Origin of the sequence: Chryseolinea serpens (genome assembly GCF_900129725.1) — a bacterium.
GTDB lineage: Bacteria > Bacteroidota > Bacteroidia > Cytophagales > Cyclobacteriaceae > Chryseolinea > Chryseolinea serpens.
This window is the reverse complement of sequence record NZ_FQWQ01000001.1, coordinates 2,163,115-2,180,246: the sequence shown is the minus strand read 5'-3', so window position 1 is coordinate 2,180,246 and position 17,132 is coordinate 2,163,115. Positions and strand designations below refer to the sequence as shown.

General features: G+C 52.5%; 13 protein-coding genes. 4 read left to right on the top strand and 9 right to left on the bottom strand.

The window, feature by feature from the left end; all coding sequences use genetic code 11:
- Positions 1-149 precede the first annotated feature (149 nt).
- From BUB30_RS08555 to BUB30_RS08520, 8 genes are all read right to left on the bottom strand, one after another.
- Positions 150-2,228, bottom strand: a complete 2,079-nt coding sequence (locus tag BUB30_RS08555) for a ComEA family DNA-binding protein (protein ID WP_073132758.1) — start codon at positions 2,226-2,228, stop codon at positions 150-152.
- Positions 2,225-3,067: a PorV/PorQ family protein gene (locus tag BUB30_RS08550; RefSeq protein WP_073132756.1), complete on the bottom strand. Its 843-nt coding sequence runs from the start codon at positions 3,065-3,067 to the stop codon at positions 2,225-2,227. The genes BUB30_RS08555 and BUB30_RS08550 overlap by 4 nt, the downstream gene beginning before the upstream one ends.
- Before the next feature lie 167 nt (positions 3,068-3,234).
- Positions 3,235-4,695 (bottom strand): POTRA domain-containing protein, encoded by a 1,461-nt coding sequence (locus BUB30_RS08545; protein WP_084137971.1) that lies wholly within the window; start codon positions 4,693-4,695, stop codon positions 3,235-3,237.
- Positions 4,696-4,749: 54 nt separating this feature from the next.
- The gene (locus BUB30_RS08540; protein WP_073132754.1) at positions 4,750-5,904 is read right to left on the bottom strand and encodes a prolipoprotein diacylglyceryl transferase; all 1,155 of its coding nucleotides are present in this window, start codon (positions 5,902-5,904) and stop codon (positions 4,750-4,752) included.
- A 103-nt stretch (positions 5,905-6,007) separates the two neighbouring features.
- Positions 6,008-7,837 carry an NAD(+) synthase gene (locus tag BUB30_RS08535; protein WP_073132753.1) on the bottom strand — a complete coding sequence of 610 codons (1,830 nt, stop codon included), beginning with the start codon at positions 7,835-7,837 and terminating at the stop codon, positions 6,008-6,010.
- A gap of 50 nt (positions 7,838-7,887) precedes the next feature.
- The gene (rnc, locus tag BUB30_RS08530) at positions 7,888-8,622 is read right to left on the bottom strand and encodes a ribonuclease III (protein WP_073132751.1); all 735 of its coding nucleotides are present in this window, start codon (positions 8,620-8,622) and stop codon (positions 7,888-7,890) included.
- A 778-nt stretch (positions 8,623-9,400) separates the two neighbouring features.
- On the bottom strand, positions 9,401-10,651 hold the full coding sequence (fabF, locus tag BUB30_RS08525) for a beta-ketoacyl-ACP synthase II (protein WP_073132749.1): 1,251 nt from the start codon (positions 10,649-10,651) through the stop codon (positions 9,401-9,403).
- A 37-nt stretch (positions 10,652-10,688) separates the two neighbouring features.
- On the bottom strand, positions 10,689-10,928 hold the full coding sequence (locus BUB30_RS08520) for an acyl carrier protein (protein WP_025537672.1): 240 nt from the start codon (positions 10,926-10,928) through the stop codon (positions 10,689-10,691).
- A 115-nt stretch (positions 10,929-11,043) separates the two neighbouring features.
- Here BUB30_RS08520 and BUB30_RS08515 point away from each other — a divergent pair, with 115 nt between their 5' ends.
- From BUB30_RS08515 to BUB30_RS08505, 3 genes are all read left to right on the top strand, one after another.
- Positions 11,044-11,466 (top strand): IPExxxVDY family protein, encoded by a 423-nt coding sequence (locus BUB30_RS08515; RefSeq protein ID WP_073132747.1) that lies wholly within the window; start codon positions 11,044-11,046, stop codon positions 11,464-11,466.
- Positions 11,467-11,524: 58 nt separating this feature from the next.
- Entirely contained in the window at positions 11,525-12,955 is a 1,431-nt protein-coding gene (gene pyk, locus BUB30_RS08510; protein WP_073132744.1) for a pyruvate kinase, read from the top strand.
- A gap of 110 nt (positions 12,956-13,065) precedes the next feature.
- Positions 13,066-13,563 carry a hypothetical protein gene (locus BUB30_RS08505; RefSeq protein WP_073132742.1) on the top strand — a complete coding sequence of 166 codons (498 nt, stop codon included), beginning with the start codon at positions 13,066-13,068 and terminating at the stop codon, positions 13,561-13,563.
- Between the two features lie 9 nt (positions 13,564-13,572).
- On the opposite strand, the gene BUB30_RS08500 is transcribed toward BUB30_RS08505, so the two are convergent.
- Positions 13,573-15,123 carry an NFACT RNA binding domain-containing protein gene (locus BUB30_RS08500; RefSeq protein WP_073132740.1) on the bottom strand — a complete coding sequence of 517 codons (1,551 nt, stop codon included), beginning with the start codon at positions 15,121-15,123 and terminating at the stop codon, positions 13,573-13,575.
- A gap of 129 nt (positions 15,124-15,252) precedes the next feature.
- Here BUB30_RS08500 and BUB30_RS34540 point away from each other — a divergent pair, with 129 nt between their 5' ends.
- The gene (locus BUB30_RS34540; RefSeq protein ID WP_084137970.1) at positions 15,253-17,088 is read left to right on the top strand and encodes an IPT/TIG domain-containing protein; all 1,836 of its coding nucleotides are present in this window, start codon (positions 15,253-15,255) and stop codon (positions 17,086-17,088) included.
- Positions 17,089-17,132: the final 44 nt, after the last annotated feature.

Genomic DNA, 17,132 nt, shown 5'->3' with positions numbered 1-17,132 from the left:
TGTTCAGCTATTTTATTGTTTATATGATGTGGAACGATCGTTCCAAGTAAAGGTTCGGAATATTGGACCGAATGTTCCAATATTTTTTTAGACCGTCCAGGAATGGGTCTTTTTAGCCTCAGAAGCCATGGATCGGACGGCATGGAATTTCAAAAGGAGATCCGTACCTGGATCTTCACATCGTTTTGCAGGGCGCCGGCGATCGTTCCCGATGACGATGTAATCTCTTCGCGGCCGACGTAGCGTGTTTGTCCATAGCGCAGCCAAACACTGATGGCTTTGTTCATTTTATATTCGATCAGGAGTACTTTTCTAACCCCTCGGCCATAGTAGGCTGGCATGGAACACGCCAGCCACACATCTTTTTCGTAGGTGTATTGGCGGTTGTCATAGTCATCGGTGTCGAAGAGTGCATAGCGGCCGGTCCATTCCAACGGGCCGGTTTTGAGGGTCACGTCTTGCAGCAGGAGGAAACCCTGAGTTTGCTTGCCACGGAAATCCAGCGTGCTGAGCTGGGCTCTGGTTTTCAGGTGGAGGGCTTGATTGATGCCATATTCCAGGTTGACCCGGTAGAGATGCTTCGTGGCTTCCAGGAGATGATAGAGGTTGTTGCTGGCGGAGGTTTCATTTCGTGCCTTCGCTTCTTCGCGAGCTTCGGCAAAGATCATGACCGTGCGGGAAGGTTGATAGACGATCCTGAGCAATCCCTCATGGCCTTCGGTTGGTGCATAGGCTCTGAACCGCAGCCATGGAAAGCGGAAGAGGTCCATGTAGCCGGCAAAGGTCCAGCGCCGGTTCACTTTATATTTCCATCCCCAATAGAGACCCTCTTCGTTTTGCGTCGTACTGCCTTCCGCGAAAGCGTTGGAATAGAATGCATAAAAGTTGGGTGCAAACTTTCGGAACAGCAACGACAGATCAAGTTTGCCCGAAAGACTCCAGAGCGTGCCCGCGGCATAGGCAGCACCGCCGTTGATCGAACGGGCATATTCGCTGAAGAAGGTCATGTTTTGAAAAGTATAGTTGAGATAACCCCCAACATTTTGATTCTGTGAACCCTTGAAAGCAAAGGGATTGTAGGGCGTGACCCTGGGGGTGACGCTGGCGCCAAAGTCCACGCGGTTGAACAGGAGACCGGCATCCAAGGCGCCAACCTTGTACTGCAGCACGCCGCCCCAACTCCTGTCACTAACCTGGTGGCGAGCTGCCAACTCTTTTTGTGTGCGGTGCAGACCTGTGGTTTGGAAAGACGAGATGAAAATGGTTTCGGCGTCTTCTGCCAGTGCGGATGTCGTGTCGCTGGATTGCACTGCTGCGTCGCGTTTGGTGTTGGAGTAGAACGCGGTGACGGAAAGCACATTCGTCAGCGAAACGGTGGCCGCTGCGCCGCGCATAAACCCGGCTTCGTATACGGACGTGTAGGGCAGCAGCCCGATGTTCGTCCTGCGCACGGTCGTGATGGTTTCGCCGCCCTTGCCCATTCCAAAAATTCCGCCCAACATGAGGCCTTGTCCAAACTGGCTTTGATAGTCTCCCACGACCAGGTTTTGGATCCGGCCTTTATGTTGGAGTTGTGCATGGAAAGAAAAATAGTCGAAACCATAATACTGCGCCGCGGGGTCCCGTCGCAGCGCTTCACCGGCATCTTTCTCGGCGGTGAAGCCGACGCTGAACTCGCCCGGCACTGTGCATCGAAAGCGCATGTACACATTCTCCGGCGAACCTTTGAACCGCGCACTGGAATCGGTTGTCGTGTTGTATTCCCGCGCATTTTGCAAACTGCGGCCAGAGCGAAGCAGGAGATAGCTATCGCTTTGCGTTTTTATGCGCGACAGGAAGCGGGCATCCAGCAAGGTCGTCGGGTCGGGAACGTAGACAAGAGGAGCCAACCGATGCAGGGTTTCCGTATCCAATAAGGGAACGGATTGAAGCTCGTAGACAGAGACAAAGTCTTTGTTTTCGGCGCGATAGGTCAGCAGGCTTTTGATCTGTTCCGGCGAGAGTATTTTAAGAAAGCGAAGTTGTTCCTCCGTGGCGGCGTTCAGGTTGAGCGGGTGGGCGAGGAGTTGCACCAGGTTTTCGTAGAGGTCGCTGTAGTTGAGGTCCAATTCCGGGATGCCATACCACTCATCGATGAGCTGGTTTACGTCGATTTCCTGGCGGGGATATTCCTGCGTAAAGCCGATGGTCGCACACGCAACCCAGGCGACCGCGAGGAGCCGTTTCATTTTTGTTTCCTGTTAAATACATAAGCGACCGTTGCTTCGTGATGTGCACCGCGGCTTCCGGTGTATTGAAAGGCATAGTCGATGGAGAGCGTTTTGGGTTTGAATCCAAAACCAAAGAACCCGGCGTTGGGATGAAACGCAAAGCCAGTGCGAAAGAAAACCTTTTTTTGAAAGCGATACTCCAGTCCGGTCTTCCACAACAAAGGATAGTCCAGGTCTTTCTCCACTTCGGTGGTGATTCGGGTTTGTGGAGCAACCTTGAGCCCGATGCCCGCACAAACTACCGTGGGCAGTCGCTCTCCGTCGGCTTTGGAAAGCACGGGCTGGTTCAGGTTGATGATGTGCGCACCGACAGACAAAGCCGGTGTCAAGGTGGCAATGCCCCCAAAGCTCAAACTGAAAGCGCCTTTTGTTCCAAAGCCCGCCGCATTATACTGCACGTAGTTCACCCGGATCCCCAGCGAGGCCAGTCCGAACGTATTGCTGAATCCCGCGGTCAGTAATTGTTCGTTATACAGATCATTCCCCAACCGGTAAACACCGACCCCCGCCACGCCAAAGCGCACTGGCACAGCTACTGCAGCCGCCATGCGATTGAATAATTTGAAGGATGGAACAGCATTGTAAGTAAATGCAGCCGTTGTGTTCTTCACGTCCGCCAGGCCAGCAACATTATTGAAGAGCGCCCACTCATCCCGCGTACAACTGGAGGCATAGGCGCATCCTGCAGCCGGCGCACCCATAAGCACAGGCGAACTTTGAGCAAAGAGCAACGGCCTCCACAAAAATAAGCTTATCACGAACGACAGCGTCTTCATCACCGGAGTAGGTTTCAGCATGAAATAACGCCCGGGATAGGCTAAGTAAAAAGAATGTAAACGGCTATATCCGGATAAAAAAGATCAAACGAATTTAGAGACGTAAGGAGAAACGGATTTTTGACTACTGGCTATTGAATGCTGAGAATAAGCTCTGGCTCCTGGATTCTGGCTCCTGGCTCCTATTCCTAAAACTCCCGCTTCAAGTTAAAGAAGAATCCATGTCCCCCCTCCGCGTTGAAACTATACTCAAACCGCATCACCGCATCATACGAAGCCACCACATCGATCCCCAAACCAACGCCCGAAATAACCTTGTCGGCCAGCCGGTAGCTATTGGTGTAGTTGGGATAGTTTCGCACATAGCCCAGGTCGGCATAGGATTTCAAATAAATAGAAAGTGGAATGTACCGGAATTGCCGGATGGGCATAGCATTCCAATTATAGATGTGTGAAAATATTCGCTTCTTAAACGTGGTCTTGTTCAGCGCATACCAGGGACCCTCGATCACATACACCTCATAGCCCCGCACAAACTGCCGGCCATAACCCAATGCACTGTAGTTCGAATAGGGCAGTGTGTTGGGCGTGCTCCAGTAGCCCACGGTGTTGTTGGAGAGGAAGAAGTTGTTCTTCAGTTCAATATAACGGGAGTAGGAAGCGTTCATTTCGAACTTGCGCAGATTGTCGCTCTTGCTCAATCCGACTTTGGCCATTCCTCCCGTGAAATGATGTCCCCGCAACGGATAGCCTATGTAATCGCGGTGATCGGATGTGAACTGGTAGGAGAGCACTCCAAACTGCTGCTCGGTCTGATCCTTGCCCATGTACTCGGCGTTGAGCAGGGTCACGGTGTCGGCGATGGAGGTGCTGCGGTATTCGGCTTTCAGGGCATGAGTGTCGTAGAACGAGCCGCGGTATGTGTAGGTGACGCTGGCCCCGCGGGTGATCTTCAGGACATGTTCCGCTTGGGCGTATACCAGTTTGTGGTCCAGCGTTTTGTAGGCGAGGTTCTTGGCTTCTGTGAAATCGGCGCTGATGATGAGCCCTTGCTTTTGCTGTCGGTCGATGTAGGGGAAGCGGTACATGATCTCGAACCTTCGCTGAAAACCAAACTGGGCGGTGAGCCGCAGGGTTTCGTTGCGGCCGCGCATGTTGTACTGATAGAGTCGCAAGCCGTAGTTCACCCGGTCGAAGTCGTGGCCATAGTTCTGCCACCATTCGTTGAAGTTGCGGTCCGACAGTTCGAAGATGGGCGATGGGAAGGTATACCAGCGTTCGTTGATGTCGATGAGCAGGTCGATGTGGTCGGGCTCGAATTCAAGGGGTTTGAGCTCTACCGTGTTGAAAAGACGGGTGTTGATGAGCTTGCGGCGGTCGCGTTCCAGCACGGCGGCCAGTTGGGCGCTGGAAATGGTATCGCCGGGTTTGAGGGAAAGCTCGCGTAGCACGATGCGATCGCGGGTAATGCGGTTTCCGACGATAAAAATGCGGTTCACATGCAGGATGTGGCCGGTGGTGTCGGCTGGGGTAGGCTTGCGTTTAGCCGCACGCTTCAGCGAATCGGCAACCACCCCGGCATCCGGAGCGCCCCAAACCGTCGAAGCGAAGAATAAGCATGCAAAAAAAAGGAAAACTGCCCGCATCATGTAACGCTAAGACCCACTCTAGTGTAAACAAGTTTAACGCTACTTTTCCTAAAATCAGGAATTTTGCACTTCGTTTTTTCGGGCCGGTGTCGGCTCCGCGTCCTTTTTCCGGAAGGACCACAAAAGTATGCCGATGCCTGCCACGACCAGGGGGATGCTCAAGATCTGGCCCATGTTCAGGAACATGTCGTTTTCGAATGCTTCCTGGGGTTCTTTCAGGTATTCGAATAAAAAGCGCAGTCCAAAACACCAGATGAGGAAGATCCCCAGCAGCCTGCCCTGCGGCAGATTTTCCTTGTAGTGCGACCAGATCCACAACAGGAGGAAAAAGAGGATTACGCACGCAAAGGACTCATACAATTGTGCGGGGTGTCGCACGATGCCGAAGGTGACAATGCGCGACGCCAGTGTGCCGTCGGGGAGAGAGACGGTGTTGGTGACGGTGTTGGGGCCGGTGGCATCGAAATATTCGTAGAGCGTATTGGCTAAAATGTCGCGGGCTTTGCGGTCGCTGAAGTCATCGGCTTGCATGGGCGATGTGCCCTTCTTGAAAAAGATATAGATGTTCATCGGCACCCGGCCGTTCTGGCCTCTGGGCAGAGAATCGTTGCGTTGGTATTCGACCGATTCGATCACGCCATTGGGATCATGGCGCGGGCTGGTGATGGCGTCTGTGAAGCGGTTCACAAACACAACACCCCACGACTTTTCGGTAGGCAAACCGATGATCTCGGAATTGAAATAATTCCCCAACCGGATCAGCGCCCCGGCCAGGGCCACGAGGATCACAATGCGGTCTACGACCTGGAAATAGGCTTGTCCCGGTTTCTTTTTGCGGGCATATAACCACAGGGCAAACAGGATACCGATGGCCGCGCCGTGGCTGGCCAGCCCCTGGAGGCCAGTGAATTCAAAGGGATGCAGGGTGAAGGGCAGAAAAATGCTCAGCGGGTTTTCCCAGATCAGTTCAGGCTGGTAGAACAGCACATGGCCCATGCGCGCGCCGATGATGGTGGCGATCACCATGTAGATGGTGAGGGTGTCTACGTCGCGTTCGGGCTTGCCTTCTTTTTTATAGATGTAGTAGAGGATCTGCTGTGTGATCAGGAACGCCAGTGCGAACAGGAGACCGTACCAGCGCAGGGGAAAGCGGCCGATGGTGAAAATCTCCGGGCTGCCGTTCCAAATGATGTAACTCAATATAGCCATAGCCGGCAAATATAGTCCGTTAATTGAAAGACTCGGCGTTCGCCGGGGGTGTTCACGGAAAAAAAATAATGGCTTAAAAAAGGCCCTTTTTGAGGGTTTTGACCTATGGAAGCAGCGCTAATTCGGCTGCAAAGCCCGATGAAAGGATGGGGAAACGGCACCATGACCGCGGATCCACATTGATGTCGTCCAGGTGGAAGGAGGGGGCGAGGCGCTCCCGTTTCCATTGGTTGGCCGACCAGAGGGTGAAGAACTTCCGGATGTGGCGTTTCAAAACCTCGGGTTCGTGGGTGGTCTTCATGGCTTCGAATACCTGCAATGGCGACTTGCGCTCCTGGATGGCGTGGCGCTCGATCTCGGCCAGCACGGGGTAGGGCATCAGGTCCGACTCGTCGGTTTGCTGCCGTTCGAGCGGGCGCAGTTCTGCCGTAGGCTGGAGGTTGTTCACGGCGCTGAGACCATCGTGTTGCAAGGCTTGTTCGGCCCAGCGTAGCCATTGGAGAATGAACACTTTGCTGAGGCCAGCAATGGGGGCCAGGCTGCCGCTGGTGTCGCCATCCATGGTGGCATAGCCCACGTCGCCTTCGCTGCGGTTGCTGGTGGTGAGCAGCACGGCGCGCTTCACGTTGGCCAGCATCCAGATGATGGGCGACCGCGTGCGGGCCTGGATGTTTTGCAGGGTGATGTCGTCGGTATCCCACTTCAGCTCGCGGCCGATGGCGTGGGTTATCTTTTGCGTGTAGGAATTTACTTCGTCGTCGATGTCCCAGCGGTGAAAGGCCGCGCCCACGGAGCGTGCCAGTTCTTCGGCCGCCACGTAGGTGTCGGTGGAGGAGTTCCGGGTGCCCTGGTAGGCGCACGTCAGGAGTTGCCCCACGGCGGCTTGCCATTGCTCGGTGTGGGGTTTGAGTTTCAGGACTTCACGGGTCTTTTCCCATCCCAGTTCGGCCACGGCCCGCTTCACCATTTCGGCCACCATCACGGCGCAGATGCTGGAGTCGGCGCCACCGCTCAGCGAGAGCACGTAGCCATTGGCTTTGCTCTTGCGCAGGTAGTCGAACAGGGCCAGGGAAAGCGCTTGGGCCAGCTCTTCGTTTTTGTCCTTGATGTCGGAGGAGATGAGGATCTCTGTCTTTTCGGGCTCCCTGAAATTGATTTCAGTAGCCATGAGGTTATAGGGTTTGAAAGAGAGCCGCTTGTTCACGCCCACCAGCTTGCCGTGCTGGCCGATGATGATGTCGCCGTCGTAGATCATGCGGCCGGCTTCGTTGCCCAGCAGGTTGGCGAACACATAGACGCAGTGGAACTTGGACGAGCCTTCGGTGACCACTTCATCTTCGCGCAACAGGCTTTTGCCCATGGCATAGTGGCTCGCGCTGGGGTTGAAGATGAGGTCGACGCCCCGGTCATAGAGCCGGTAGCCCGGTCGGTTGTGTTTTCGCCAGGCATCTTCACAGATCTCGAAGCCGAGGCGGATGCCGTCGATGGTGTACATGAGGTCTCCCACGACGATCCTTTCGCCGTGGTAGTCCACTTCGCGGGTCTCGTTTTTGGTCCAGTTGTTGAACCACCGGGGTTCGTAGTGCACGCCGTCGCGCGCCAGGTTTTGTTTGAGGGTGATGCCCTTGATGGCCTTGTTGCTGATGACGCAGGCGCCGTTGTAGGTGATGCCGCCCAGGCGGATGGGCAACCCAACGCTCACGGTAATGTTGTCGCAATGCTCGCGGATGCGCAGCAACTCCTGCCACGCTCTTTCCGACAGCCAGTCGCTCAGAAACAGATCTTCACACCCATAGCCGGTGATGCACAACTCGGGCAGGCAAAGGATCTTCACCTGTTGGCGGATGCCTTCGTGGATGGCGTCGATGATGTTTGCAGAATTGTGGTCCCAGTCGAACGGGATCTGGTTGACGGTGGCTCCTCCTATTTTCAAGCGCTTACGATTTCAGTGAAAAACAATACAGAATATGCGCAGATAACGCCTCAGCTATTCAATAAATTCAGCATTTCGCAGGTTTTGAAGGCAGCATCTTGTTCCGCTTTTTTCTTGCTGTTGCCGTACCCGGTGCCCTTGGCCTCGCTGTTGACCAGCACCTGTGCCGTGAATTCTTTGTGATTACGCCCTTTCTTAACGTTCAGGATCTCGAAGCGCACGTCCTTGCCCTCGCGTTGTGCCCACTCGATGATCTTGCTTTTGAAATTCGAGTCGGAATTGACGAGGTCGTCTACGTTATAGTTGGGATTGATGAGCTTGTCGATGACAAATTTCTTGGTGCGCAGGTAGCCTTTGTCCAGGTAGATGGCACCCACGATCGCTTCGAGGGTGTTGCCCAGGATGACTTGCTGCAGGTGGGCGTTCTTTTGATCGTATTGCACGATGTTGGCGACGCCGATCTTCCGGGCCAACAGGTTGAGCGCCTCGCGGTTGACGATGCGCGAGCGGATTTCGGTGAGAAAGCCCTCGGGTTTGAAGGGAAATTTTTTGAAGAGAAAATCGGCCACGGCCGCGCCCAGGATGGCATCGCCCAGGTATTCCAGGCGTTCGTTGGACTCCTTGTAGCCGGTCCCGTTCTCTTTCGCGATGGAACTGTGCACCGTGGCAAGACGGTAAAGCTCGAGATTGGATGGTGTGAAACCGGCTATGTTTTCAATAGCCGCCACCAGCTTCTTATCGGTTGTTGATTTTCCTTTCGGAATTTTGAGGATTTTCCAAACCAAGCGTTTCTATCAATTGATTTACAGGCTGCTAATTTAGCAAATAACAGTGATGGACCGCAAGGGGCGGGGGAATTCGGTGTTCAGGAGCCAGAATCCAGGAGTCAGGAGCTTGTGATCGGCGTTCTTAGTAGCCAGTATTCAGTAGTCAGTAGCCAAGATCTTTTTCTCGGACTTCAGGAGTCAGAATCCAGGAGCCAAGGCTTGTTCTGGGTGTTCCAGTGATTAGTATTTTTAGTAACCACAGTCTTTGCTTTCGGACTTCGGGAGTTAGCATTTGGGAGTCAGAGTTCAGGAGCCCGAATCTTCTCCAACATTTCAGTGGCCAATATTGAGTTGGATGAATCGGAGTCCAGTAGTGATAGATGGGGGTAGAAGATGACATGTCAGCGACACTTGAATGGAATCACAGTAATATGAATTTTCTTAAGGGTAACGACTCGGCTCCCAGGCTCGCCTGATACTGATTTCTAGCCACTGGAATGAAGTCTGAGGAATAACATCATGGACTCCTAAGAATAAAACCCTGACTACTTGAAGTCCGAGAATAAAGACTCTGGCTACTGAAGTCCGAGAATAAGGATTACTGACTACTGAAGTCAGAGAATAAGGATTACTGGCTACTGAAGTCCGAGAATAAGGATACTGGCTACTGAAGTCCGAGAATAAGGATTACTGGCTACTGAAGTCCGAGAATAAGGATTACTGGCTACTGAAGTCCGAGAATAAGCTTCTGGCTCCTGGCTCCTGGATTCTGGCTCCTGATTGCCGACTCCCCGAACTATTCTACCTTTTTAAGGATCACCGAGAAATTGTGTCCTCCAAATCCAAACGTGTTGCTCAGTGCGATCTTCACTTCGCGTTGTTGGGCTTTGTTGAAGGTGAGGTTCAGCTTGCTGTCGAGGTCGTCGTCGTCGGTGAAGTGGTTGATGGTGGGAGGGATCACCGATTGGTTGATGGCCAGCAGACAGGCGATGCTTTCGATGGCACCGGCTGCGCCCAACAGGTGTCCGGTCATGGACTTGGTGGAGCTGATGTTCATTTTGTAGGCATGATCGCCGAATACTTTCTGGATGGCGCGAATTTCGCCGATGTCGCCCAGGGGTGTGGAGGTGCCGTGGGTGTTGACGTAGTCGATTTGGTCGGGTGTGATGCCCGCGTCTTCCATGGCATATTGCATCACTTTGGTGATGCCGGCGCCTTCGGGATGGGGCGCCGTGATGTGATAGGCATCGGCCGACATGCCGCCGCCGAGGATTTCGCCATAGATCTTGGCGCCACGGCGCTTAGCGTGTTCGTATTCTTCCAGGATGAGGGCACCGGCACCTTCGCCCAGCACGAAGCCATCGCGTTCCTTGTCATAAGGACGGGAGGCCGTTTGGGGTGAGTCGTTGCGTTCTGAAAGGGCACGCATGGCGTTGAAACCGCCTACACCTGCCTCGCACACAGCAGCTTCTGATCCACCCGAGACAATGATATCCGCTTTGCCCAAACGCAGGTAGGTGAAGGCATCGTAGATGGCATTGGTAGAGGAGGCACAAGCCGAGACCGTGACGAAGTTGGGTCCGCGGAAGCCGTATTTAATGGAAATGTGACCTGCACTGAGGTCGGGAATCATTTTGGGAATAAAGAAAGGGTTGAAACGAGGAGTGCCATCGCCTTTGGCGTAGGTCTTCATTTCTTCCTGAAAGGTTAATAACCCCCCGATACCCGAGCCCCAAATGACGCCTACGCGGTCGAGGTCTATACCGGCTATCGGGAGGTTGGAATCCTTTATGGCCTCATCCACCGCCACCATGGCATATTGCGAGAAGGGGTCCATTTTGCGGGCCTCTTTCCGATCCATGAAGTTGCCGATATCGAAGTTCTTTATTTCGCAGGCGAACTTGGTTTTGAAGTGTGTGGCATCGAAACGTGTAATAGGAGCGCATCCACTCTTACCGGCTTTTAATCCTTCCCAGTATTCCTGCAGGGTATTTCCGATGGGAGTGAGTGCACCTAGTCCTGTAACGACTACTCGTTTCAATGTCATGTTTAGCGGGGTGTGTTTGTACAGAGGCAGTTACCAATTATTTCTTCACGTTTTGCTCCAGGTAAGAAATCGCCTGGCCAACCGTTGAAATATTTTCAGCCTGATCGTCTGGAATAGAGATATTAAATTCCTTTTCGAACTCCATGATAAGTTCTACGGTGTCAAGAGAGTCTGCGCCAAGATCGTTGGTAAAGCTCGCTTCGGGAGTAACTTCAGATTCTTCAACACCAAGTTTCTCGATGATGATCTGTTTTACTTTTTGTGCAATTTCAGACATGTTTTTACGGTTTAGTGATTTAAAAATCTGTGCAAATAAAGAGATTTGCGGCAATATTGTCAAACTTTTTTGATCTTGCCTCTTTGGTGTCAAAACCCACTTCCTGGCCCTGGAAATGAAGAAAAGCAAATTACTGATCGACTATGAATTTGACTTTGAACTGCTCGGACTGAGCGCTTCGGCCAAGGGGTATAAGCTGGCCTGGGAGTTGAATCAAGTGCTTGGCATTCAACTGGTGAAACAGCCCGATTTAGTGGTTGGATTCAAAAATAACGAAGAAAAGAGCTTTTCTTACTATGCCTACGAAACCCAGCTCAATCGATTGAAAATGTTCAAAAACAGGCCTTCCGAGGGCGATCCCGGAAAGTATTTCCTAATCCCTGAATTTCCTCATTACGATTTTATAATTTTGGCTGCCATGGAAGAACAGTACGCTCATCAGCACTTGATTCAATTGATCAAACCGATCGCGTCCATCCAGTTAGTTGCCTCCATTCCGTTAGAAGGTCTCAAATCCAAATCCAATTTCATCTTCTGATCGTCATGCGCGCTGCTTCCTATCGACACCATTCACCTATGAAATACCTTTAAACCTTATGCTAGAAAAAGAATCGTTCAACAAAACGAAAATTGTTGCCACTGTCGGCCCTGCCTCTAACTCCAAGGAAATGCTCCGTGCGCTGATCAAAGAAGGCGTGGACGTTTTTCGTCTGAACTTCTCCCACGGAACCCACGAAGACCACCTCAAAGTCATCAACAACGTGCGCGAGCTCAACATTGAGCTGGGCAGCCAGATTAGCTTGCTCCAGGACCTCCAGGGCCCTAAGATCCGTGTCAACGAAATGGAACCCGGCATCGTCATTGAAGGCGGCCAAACCCTGATCATCACCACGCGCGAGCTGCTGGGCAACCGGGAGATCGTGAGCACCTCTTATAAGACCCTCAATAAAGACGTGAAAGTCGGCGACATGATCCTCATCGACGACGGCAAGATCGAGCTGAAAGTGAAAGAAGTCCGCGGCGAAGACGTTGTCACCGAAGTGGTGTACGGCGGCCCGCTCAAGTCCCGCAAGGGGATCAACCTCCCCTTTACCAAGGTGTCGGCCCCGTCGCTAACCGAAAAAGACCTGAAAGACCTCATGTTTGGCCTGGCCAACGATGTGGACTGGATCGCCCTTTCGTTTGTGCGGAAGGCTGAGGATATTCATTCTATGCGGGAGATCATGAAGAAGCACGGCTCGGAAGCCCGGATCGTGGCCAAGATCGAAAAGCCCGAAGCCCTCAGCAACATCGACGAGATCATCGAAGCCACTGATGGTGTGATGGTTGCCCGCGGTGACCTCGGCGTAGAGATCTGGATGGAAGAAGTGCCGATGGTACAAAAGATGCTGGTTGAAAAATGTAACAAGGCCGGCAAACCGGTGATCGTGGCCACCCAGATGATGGAGAGCATGATCGAAAACCCCCGTCCCACCCGCGCAGAAACTAACGACGTGGCCAACGCCGTCATGGATGGCGCGGACGCCCTGATGCTTTCGGCCGAAACCGCCTCGGGAAGATATCCCCTGGAAGTGATCCGCAGCATGGTGCGCACCATTGCCTCCGTAGAAAAGAATGCGGCCATCTACTACCGCTTCCGCGAAGTGGACAAGAAGTCACCCAACTATATCCACGACAACTTTGTGCTGGCGGCCTGTAAGCTGGCAAAAGACGTGGGCGCCAAAGCCATCGTGGGCATGACGCAATCAGGGTACACGGCCTACCAGTCGTCGGCCTACCGACCTAATGCCAACATCTTTGTGTTCACGCCCAACAAGGCGTTGTTGAACAAGATCAACCTGGTGTGGGGTGCGCAAGCGTATTATTATGACAAGACCAACTCTACCGACGAGACCATCGCCGACGTGGAGGCTACCCTCAAGGCGGCAGGTCATGTGAAGTCGGGCGATATCTTTATCGTGCTGGCCAGCATGCCGATCCAGGAGAAGGCACGGACCAATACGTTGAAGATCAATACGGTGAAATAATTTGGAGGGAATTTTCTCCATCGATGTATAGGAAAAGTGCTGTAGCCCATGGTCTACAGCACTTTTTTTTTATAGCATTATGTTTCCATGTTAATGGCTATGGTTTTCGAATGAAGATTAATAATACAACCCGGATCATCCTGACGTGCCTATTGATTTTCGTGGGCCTCTTTGTGAATCCGTCTGACCACACCCTGGAGTCGAACGGGTGGCTGTTGGCGAAGATCGCGGCGACCTGGATCATGCTGACCCACGGCACGTTTGTGGATCGGCGATACTTCTTTCTCGCGTATGTGATCGGATTCGCTGCCGAAGTCGGTGTGGCATTTAAAATATTGCACTACGCAGGAGCCGACGAGCTCCTGGCCGTGTCACTACCCGCCATGACGGTGCTGTATTTCATCCATTTTCTGTCAAAGAAGCAAAAGCAACTGCTGGATATCTTGAAGGTATTGACGGTTTCGCTTCAATTCACCATCGCCTGGCTGGTGATGATGCACTGGATGGAAAGCCACACGTGGGTGTCGTTGTTGCCCGAATATTCTTTCTGGATCACGTTTGCCTATTATATCGTGTTGGGTATACAACGAAAAACGCTGTACGTTTGAAGGACCGGACTATCGTTTCGGTTCTACCATAATAACATCTTCCCGGTCAACCACAACGGCCCCCGCCGGATCGCCTTTTCTTTTTCTTACAAATTTCCGCGGCACCACCACCACGGGACATAACGTATCGGTCTTTCTTTTGGAGTGATAGGCCGCCAACTGTGCGGCGCGCTCAATGACATCTTTCGGAAAATTTTTTCCCGCTTGATGCTTGATGAGCACATGCGATCCGGCCACGTCTTTGGCGTGAAGCCAGAGATCTTCTTTGTAGCCGTACTTCAGCGTGAGTTCATCGTTGGCCTGGGCGTTGCGGCCCACCCAGATGCGGTAGCCGTTGTATTCGGTTTCGTGATAGGGCAGGGGTTTCGGTTGTTTCTCTTTTTCCTTGCTCCATCCTAAACCTTCGGCGAAAGGGCGCAGGCTTTTTATGGTGGTGAGCGCTTCGGCTTCGAGCAATTGCTTCTGCACGCCTTCGCGTTCCCGTTGTTTTTGTTCGAGGATCTGTTGCAGCCGCTGCATTTCCAGCTGTTGCTTTTTTGACTTCTTATAAAATACCTCGGCATTCTTTTGGGGCGAGAGGTCTTTCTTCAGTTTGATCTCTGTGGGGTGATTCTCCAGGTAGAAATTAGGAAGCGTGACGCGCTCTGTGCCGGGTTTGATGGCGTGGAGGTGGGCCATGATGAGGTCGGCCCAGATTTTGTAGTTATTGTCGCCTTGCAGTTCTTCCAGTTTCTCTCGTGTCTTGGCATAATAATTTTCGGTGGCCTGCAATTTTGCTTTGAGCGTGGAAAGCAGGGACGATTTTTCGCGCCCCAAGGTGTCCTGCTGCGAGTAGGTGAGGAAGAAATCGTTGATGGCGGCAACGGGGTCGCGAAAGGTCTTGGTGATCTTTCCGGTGGGGAGGAGGGAGAACACGATCTTTCCGTCGGCTTCGGTGAGGTAGTAGGAGGGATCATTCAAGTCTTGCAACAGGTTTTGGAGGGCGGTCCATTTTTCGTCGAGCGTCTTCGCAGCAAATCCCTGTTCATTCAGATAGCGCCACACCCATTTTCCGAAGGTAAAATAAACCGCGGGCAAATCATCCTGGTGTTGGACGAAGTTCTCGTACGACCAATCGATCGGGCGATGCAGCTGTTCCAGTGTCAGTGTTTCATCCTCCAGGATATTATTCTTAAAAAGCTCGTCGATCGCATCGTCTTTAAACAAGATGATGTTGGACCGGTTGCCGTGCAATTTGAACAACAACGTGATGTGGTTGCCGAACGCTATGGCAAAGCTCCTTTCATTGTCAAACACAAAAATGCGCTCCACGCGCTGGCCGATGAGGTTCCCAAACAGATCGGCGCTGTTCTTTCGCGCACGGTGGAAGGTCTCGGGAAAGGAAAGACACGAAAAGGACGACAGCAGGCAGGCTTTCACAAAATAGGGTTCGCCTCTCGTTTCGAACCGGATGATCAGTTCGTCTTTGTTCTGACTATAACATTCCGAAACGACAGACCCGGTCAGTGTCTTTTGTAAGGGCACCACAAGTTGGCGAAGGAAAAAATAGTTGTTATGCACGCTGAAAGGTAGTGTTTAGTTTCTGGAGACAGAAATTGGCGGATAGGGATAGGTATATAGAATCTCACTGAAATGCCATTGCAGTAAACCAAAATATTTTTGGTGACAAATAAAAAAACCAATACATGTATGAAAAACAAACGAAGAAAAATGCCTTTTCCGTTTAGCTTCTATGCGGGCATTGTCATGATCGGTTTGATGTGCCTGGCATCGTGCAAGAAAGATGATCAGCTTCCCGTTCCTGCTATTACCTCCATCAATCCTGTTCAGGGCGAGATTGGTACCGAAGTCACGATAGCGGGTGTTAATTTCAGCGACCAGGTATCGGCCAATGCTGTTACTTTTAGCGGCGTGCCGGCCGCGATAAAGAGTGCGTCAACTATGCAGATCGTGGCCATTGTTCCTGACCGAGCCGTTACGGGTGCCGTGGTGGTTACGGTGAACGGACAGACGGCCACGGGTCCCAATTTTACGGTGGTGACACCCGTGCCGTTGACGATCGCGGCGATTACGCCGTCCAGCGGACTGGTTGGGATCGATGTGACCATCACGGGCACAGGCTTCAGCGCAACGCCGGCGGAAAACATCGTGAAAGTGAACGGCGTTGCCGCCACGGTGAAGAGCGCGACCGCTGTACAATTAGTGGTTACTATCCCGGCCAGTGCCACCACCGGTCCCATCACCGTAGGAGTGAAAGACAAAACCATAGCCGGCAGTGTCTTCACCGTGATACCCAACCTCACGATAACAGCGTTGCAACCGGCCAGCGGACCTAAGCACTGGGAAGTCACCATTACCGGAACCGGGTTTAGCACAACGCCATCAGACAATAAAGTGACCTTCAACGGCAAGGACGCTGTTGTGAAATCGGCAACCGCCACTGCGTTGATCGTGGAAGTCCCTTTGCGCGCGGGATCGGGCAAAGTAAATGTGGTGTTGGGTGATCAGCATTTCGTTGGTCCAGACTTTCAGTATGAGTATACCTACACCGTTCAAACCATAGCCGGTGGAACCAAGGGAAAGGCCGACGGGACAGGCGCCGCTGCACAATTTAATGGCGTGTATGATTTGGTGGTGGCGAAAGATGGAAACATCTATGCCGGCGAATTTGGGAATACAAGAGTTCGAAAGATCACTCCCAACGGTGTTGTCACCACCTTTGCAGGATCGACGCAAGGGTATAAGGATGACGATAATCCATTGAAAGCTAAATTCGGACACATCAATGGCATCACACAAGATAACCAGGGTAATTTTTATATATCCGAAAGTGCATTCATACGCAAGATCGATGTGAGCGGTAAAGTGACGACGCTGGCAGGTTCGTCGACAAACCAAGGTAAGACCATCGACGGGATAGGAACAGCCGCGGGTTTCAATGGTGCGCAGTTCGTGCAGATGAGTGCTGCAGGGGACCTCTACGTGGCGGAAACGGCTGGCAATGTGATCCGGAAGGTGACATCTGCAGGAAACGTTACAACCATCGCCGGCACACCCGGCAAAGGAAATGGAGGATACCAAGATGGTGCCGCGGCCACCGCGAAATTTAACGCGCCTTCCGCGGCGATAGCCAGTGCCCGGGGAGATGTTTACATCGCGGAAAATAAAAACACAAAAATAAGAAAGCTGAGCGACGGCAGTGTGACCACGCTGGCCGGTGGTGGCGCCGGAGCGAAGGATGGACCGCCCGATGTCGCGCTGTTTGGAGGCGAACTTGGAGGCATGGCCATAGACCAGGATGGAAATATTTATATTGGTGACTACGCCAATCACAGCATCAGAATGATCACCCCCTCGGGCCAAGTGACAACGATCGCCGGCAGATTGGGTACATCGGGCTTCCTGGATGGTTCCGGTCACGAGGCGCTATTCAACGCACCCCTTGGCGTTGATCTGGATGCGGACGGCAATCTTTATGTGACGGATTTTGGGAACAATGCGATTCGGAAAGTAATAATCGAATAGCCCTGTATGGGGTGGGCCGGCCAAAAGCTGGCCCTTCTTTTTTA

Bases quoted from the DNA above. Each gene is read 5' to 3' on its own strand.
- BUB30_RS34540 (WP_084137970.1), top strand. From the start codon at position 15,253: ATGAAAAACAAACGAAGAAAAATGCCTTTTCCGTTTAGCTTCTATGCG.
- fabF (WP_073132749.1), bottom strand. From the start codon at position 10,651: ATGACATTGAAACGAGTAGTCGTTACAGGACTAGGTGCACTCACTCCC.
- BUB30_RS08545 (WP_084137971.1), bottom strand. From the start codon at position 4,695: ATGATGCGGGCAGTTTTCCTTTTTTTTGCATGCTTATTCTTCGCTTCG.
- BUB30_RS08515 (WP_073132747.1), top strand. From the start codon at position 11,044: ATGAAGAAAAGCAAATTACTGATCGACTATGAATTTGACTTTGAACTG.
- pyk (WP_073132744.1), top strand. From the start codon at position 11,525: ATGCTAGAAAAAGAATCGTTCAACAAAACGAAAATTGTTGCCACTGTC.
- BUB30_RS08550 (WP_073132756.1), bottom strand. From the start codon at position 3,067: ATGCTGAAACCTACTCCGGTGATGAAGACGCTGTCGTTCGTGATAAGC.
- BUB30_RS08540 (WP_073132754.1), bottom strand. From the start codon at position 5,904: ATGGCTATATTGAGTTACATCATTTGGAACGGCAGCCCGGAGATTTTC.
- BUB30_RS08505 (WP_073132742.1), top strand. From the start codon at position 13,066: ATGAAGATTAATAATACAACCCGGATCATCCTGACGTGCCTATTGATT.
- BUB30_RS08555 (WP_073132758.1), bottom strand. From the start codon at position 2,228: ATGAAACGGCTCCTCGCGGTCGCCTGGGTTGCGTGTGCGACCATCGGC.
- BUB30_RS08520 (WP_025537672.1), bottom strand. From the start codon at position 10,928: ATGTCTGAAATTGCACAAAAAGTAAAACAGATCATCATCGAGAAACTT.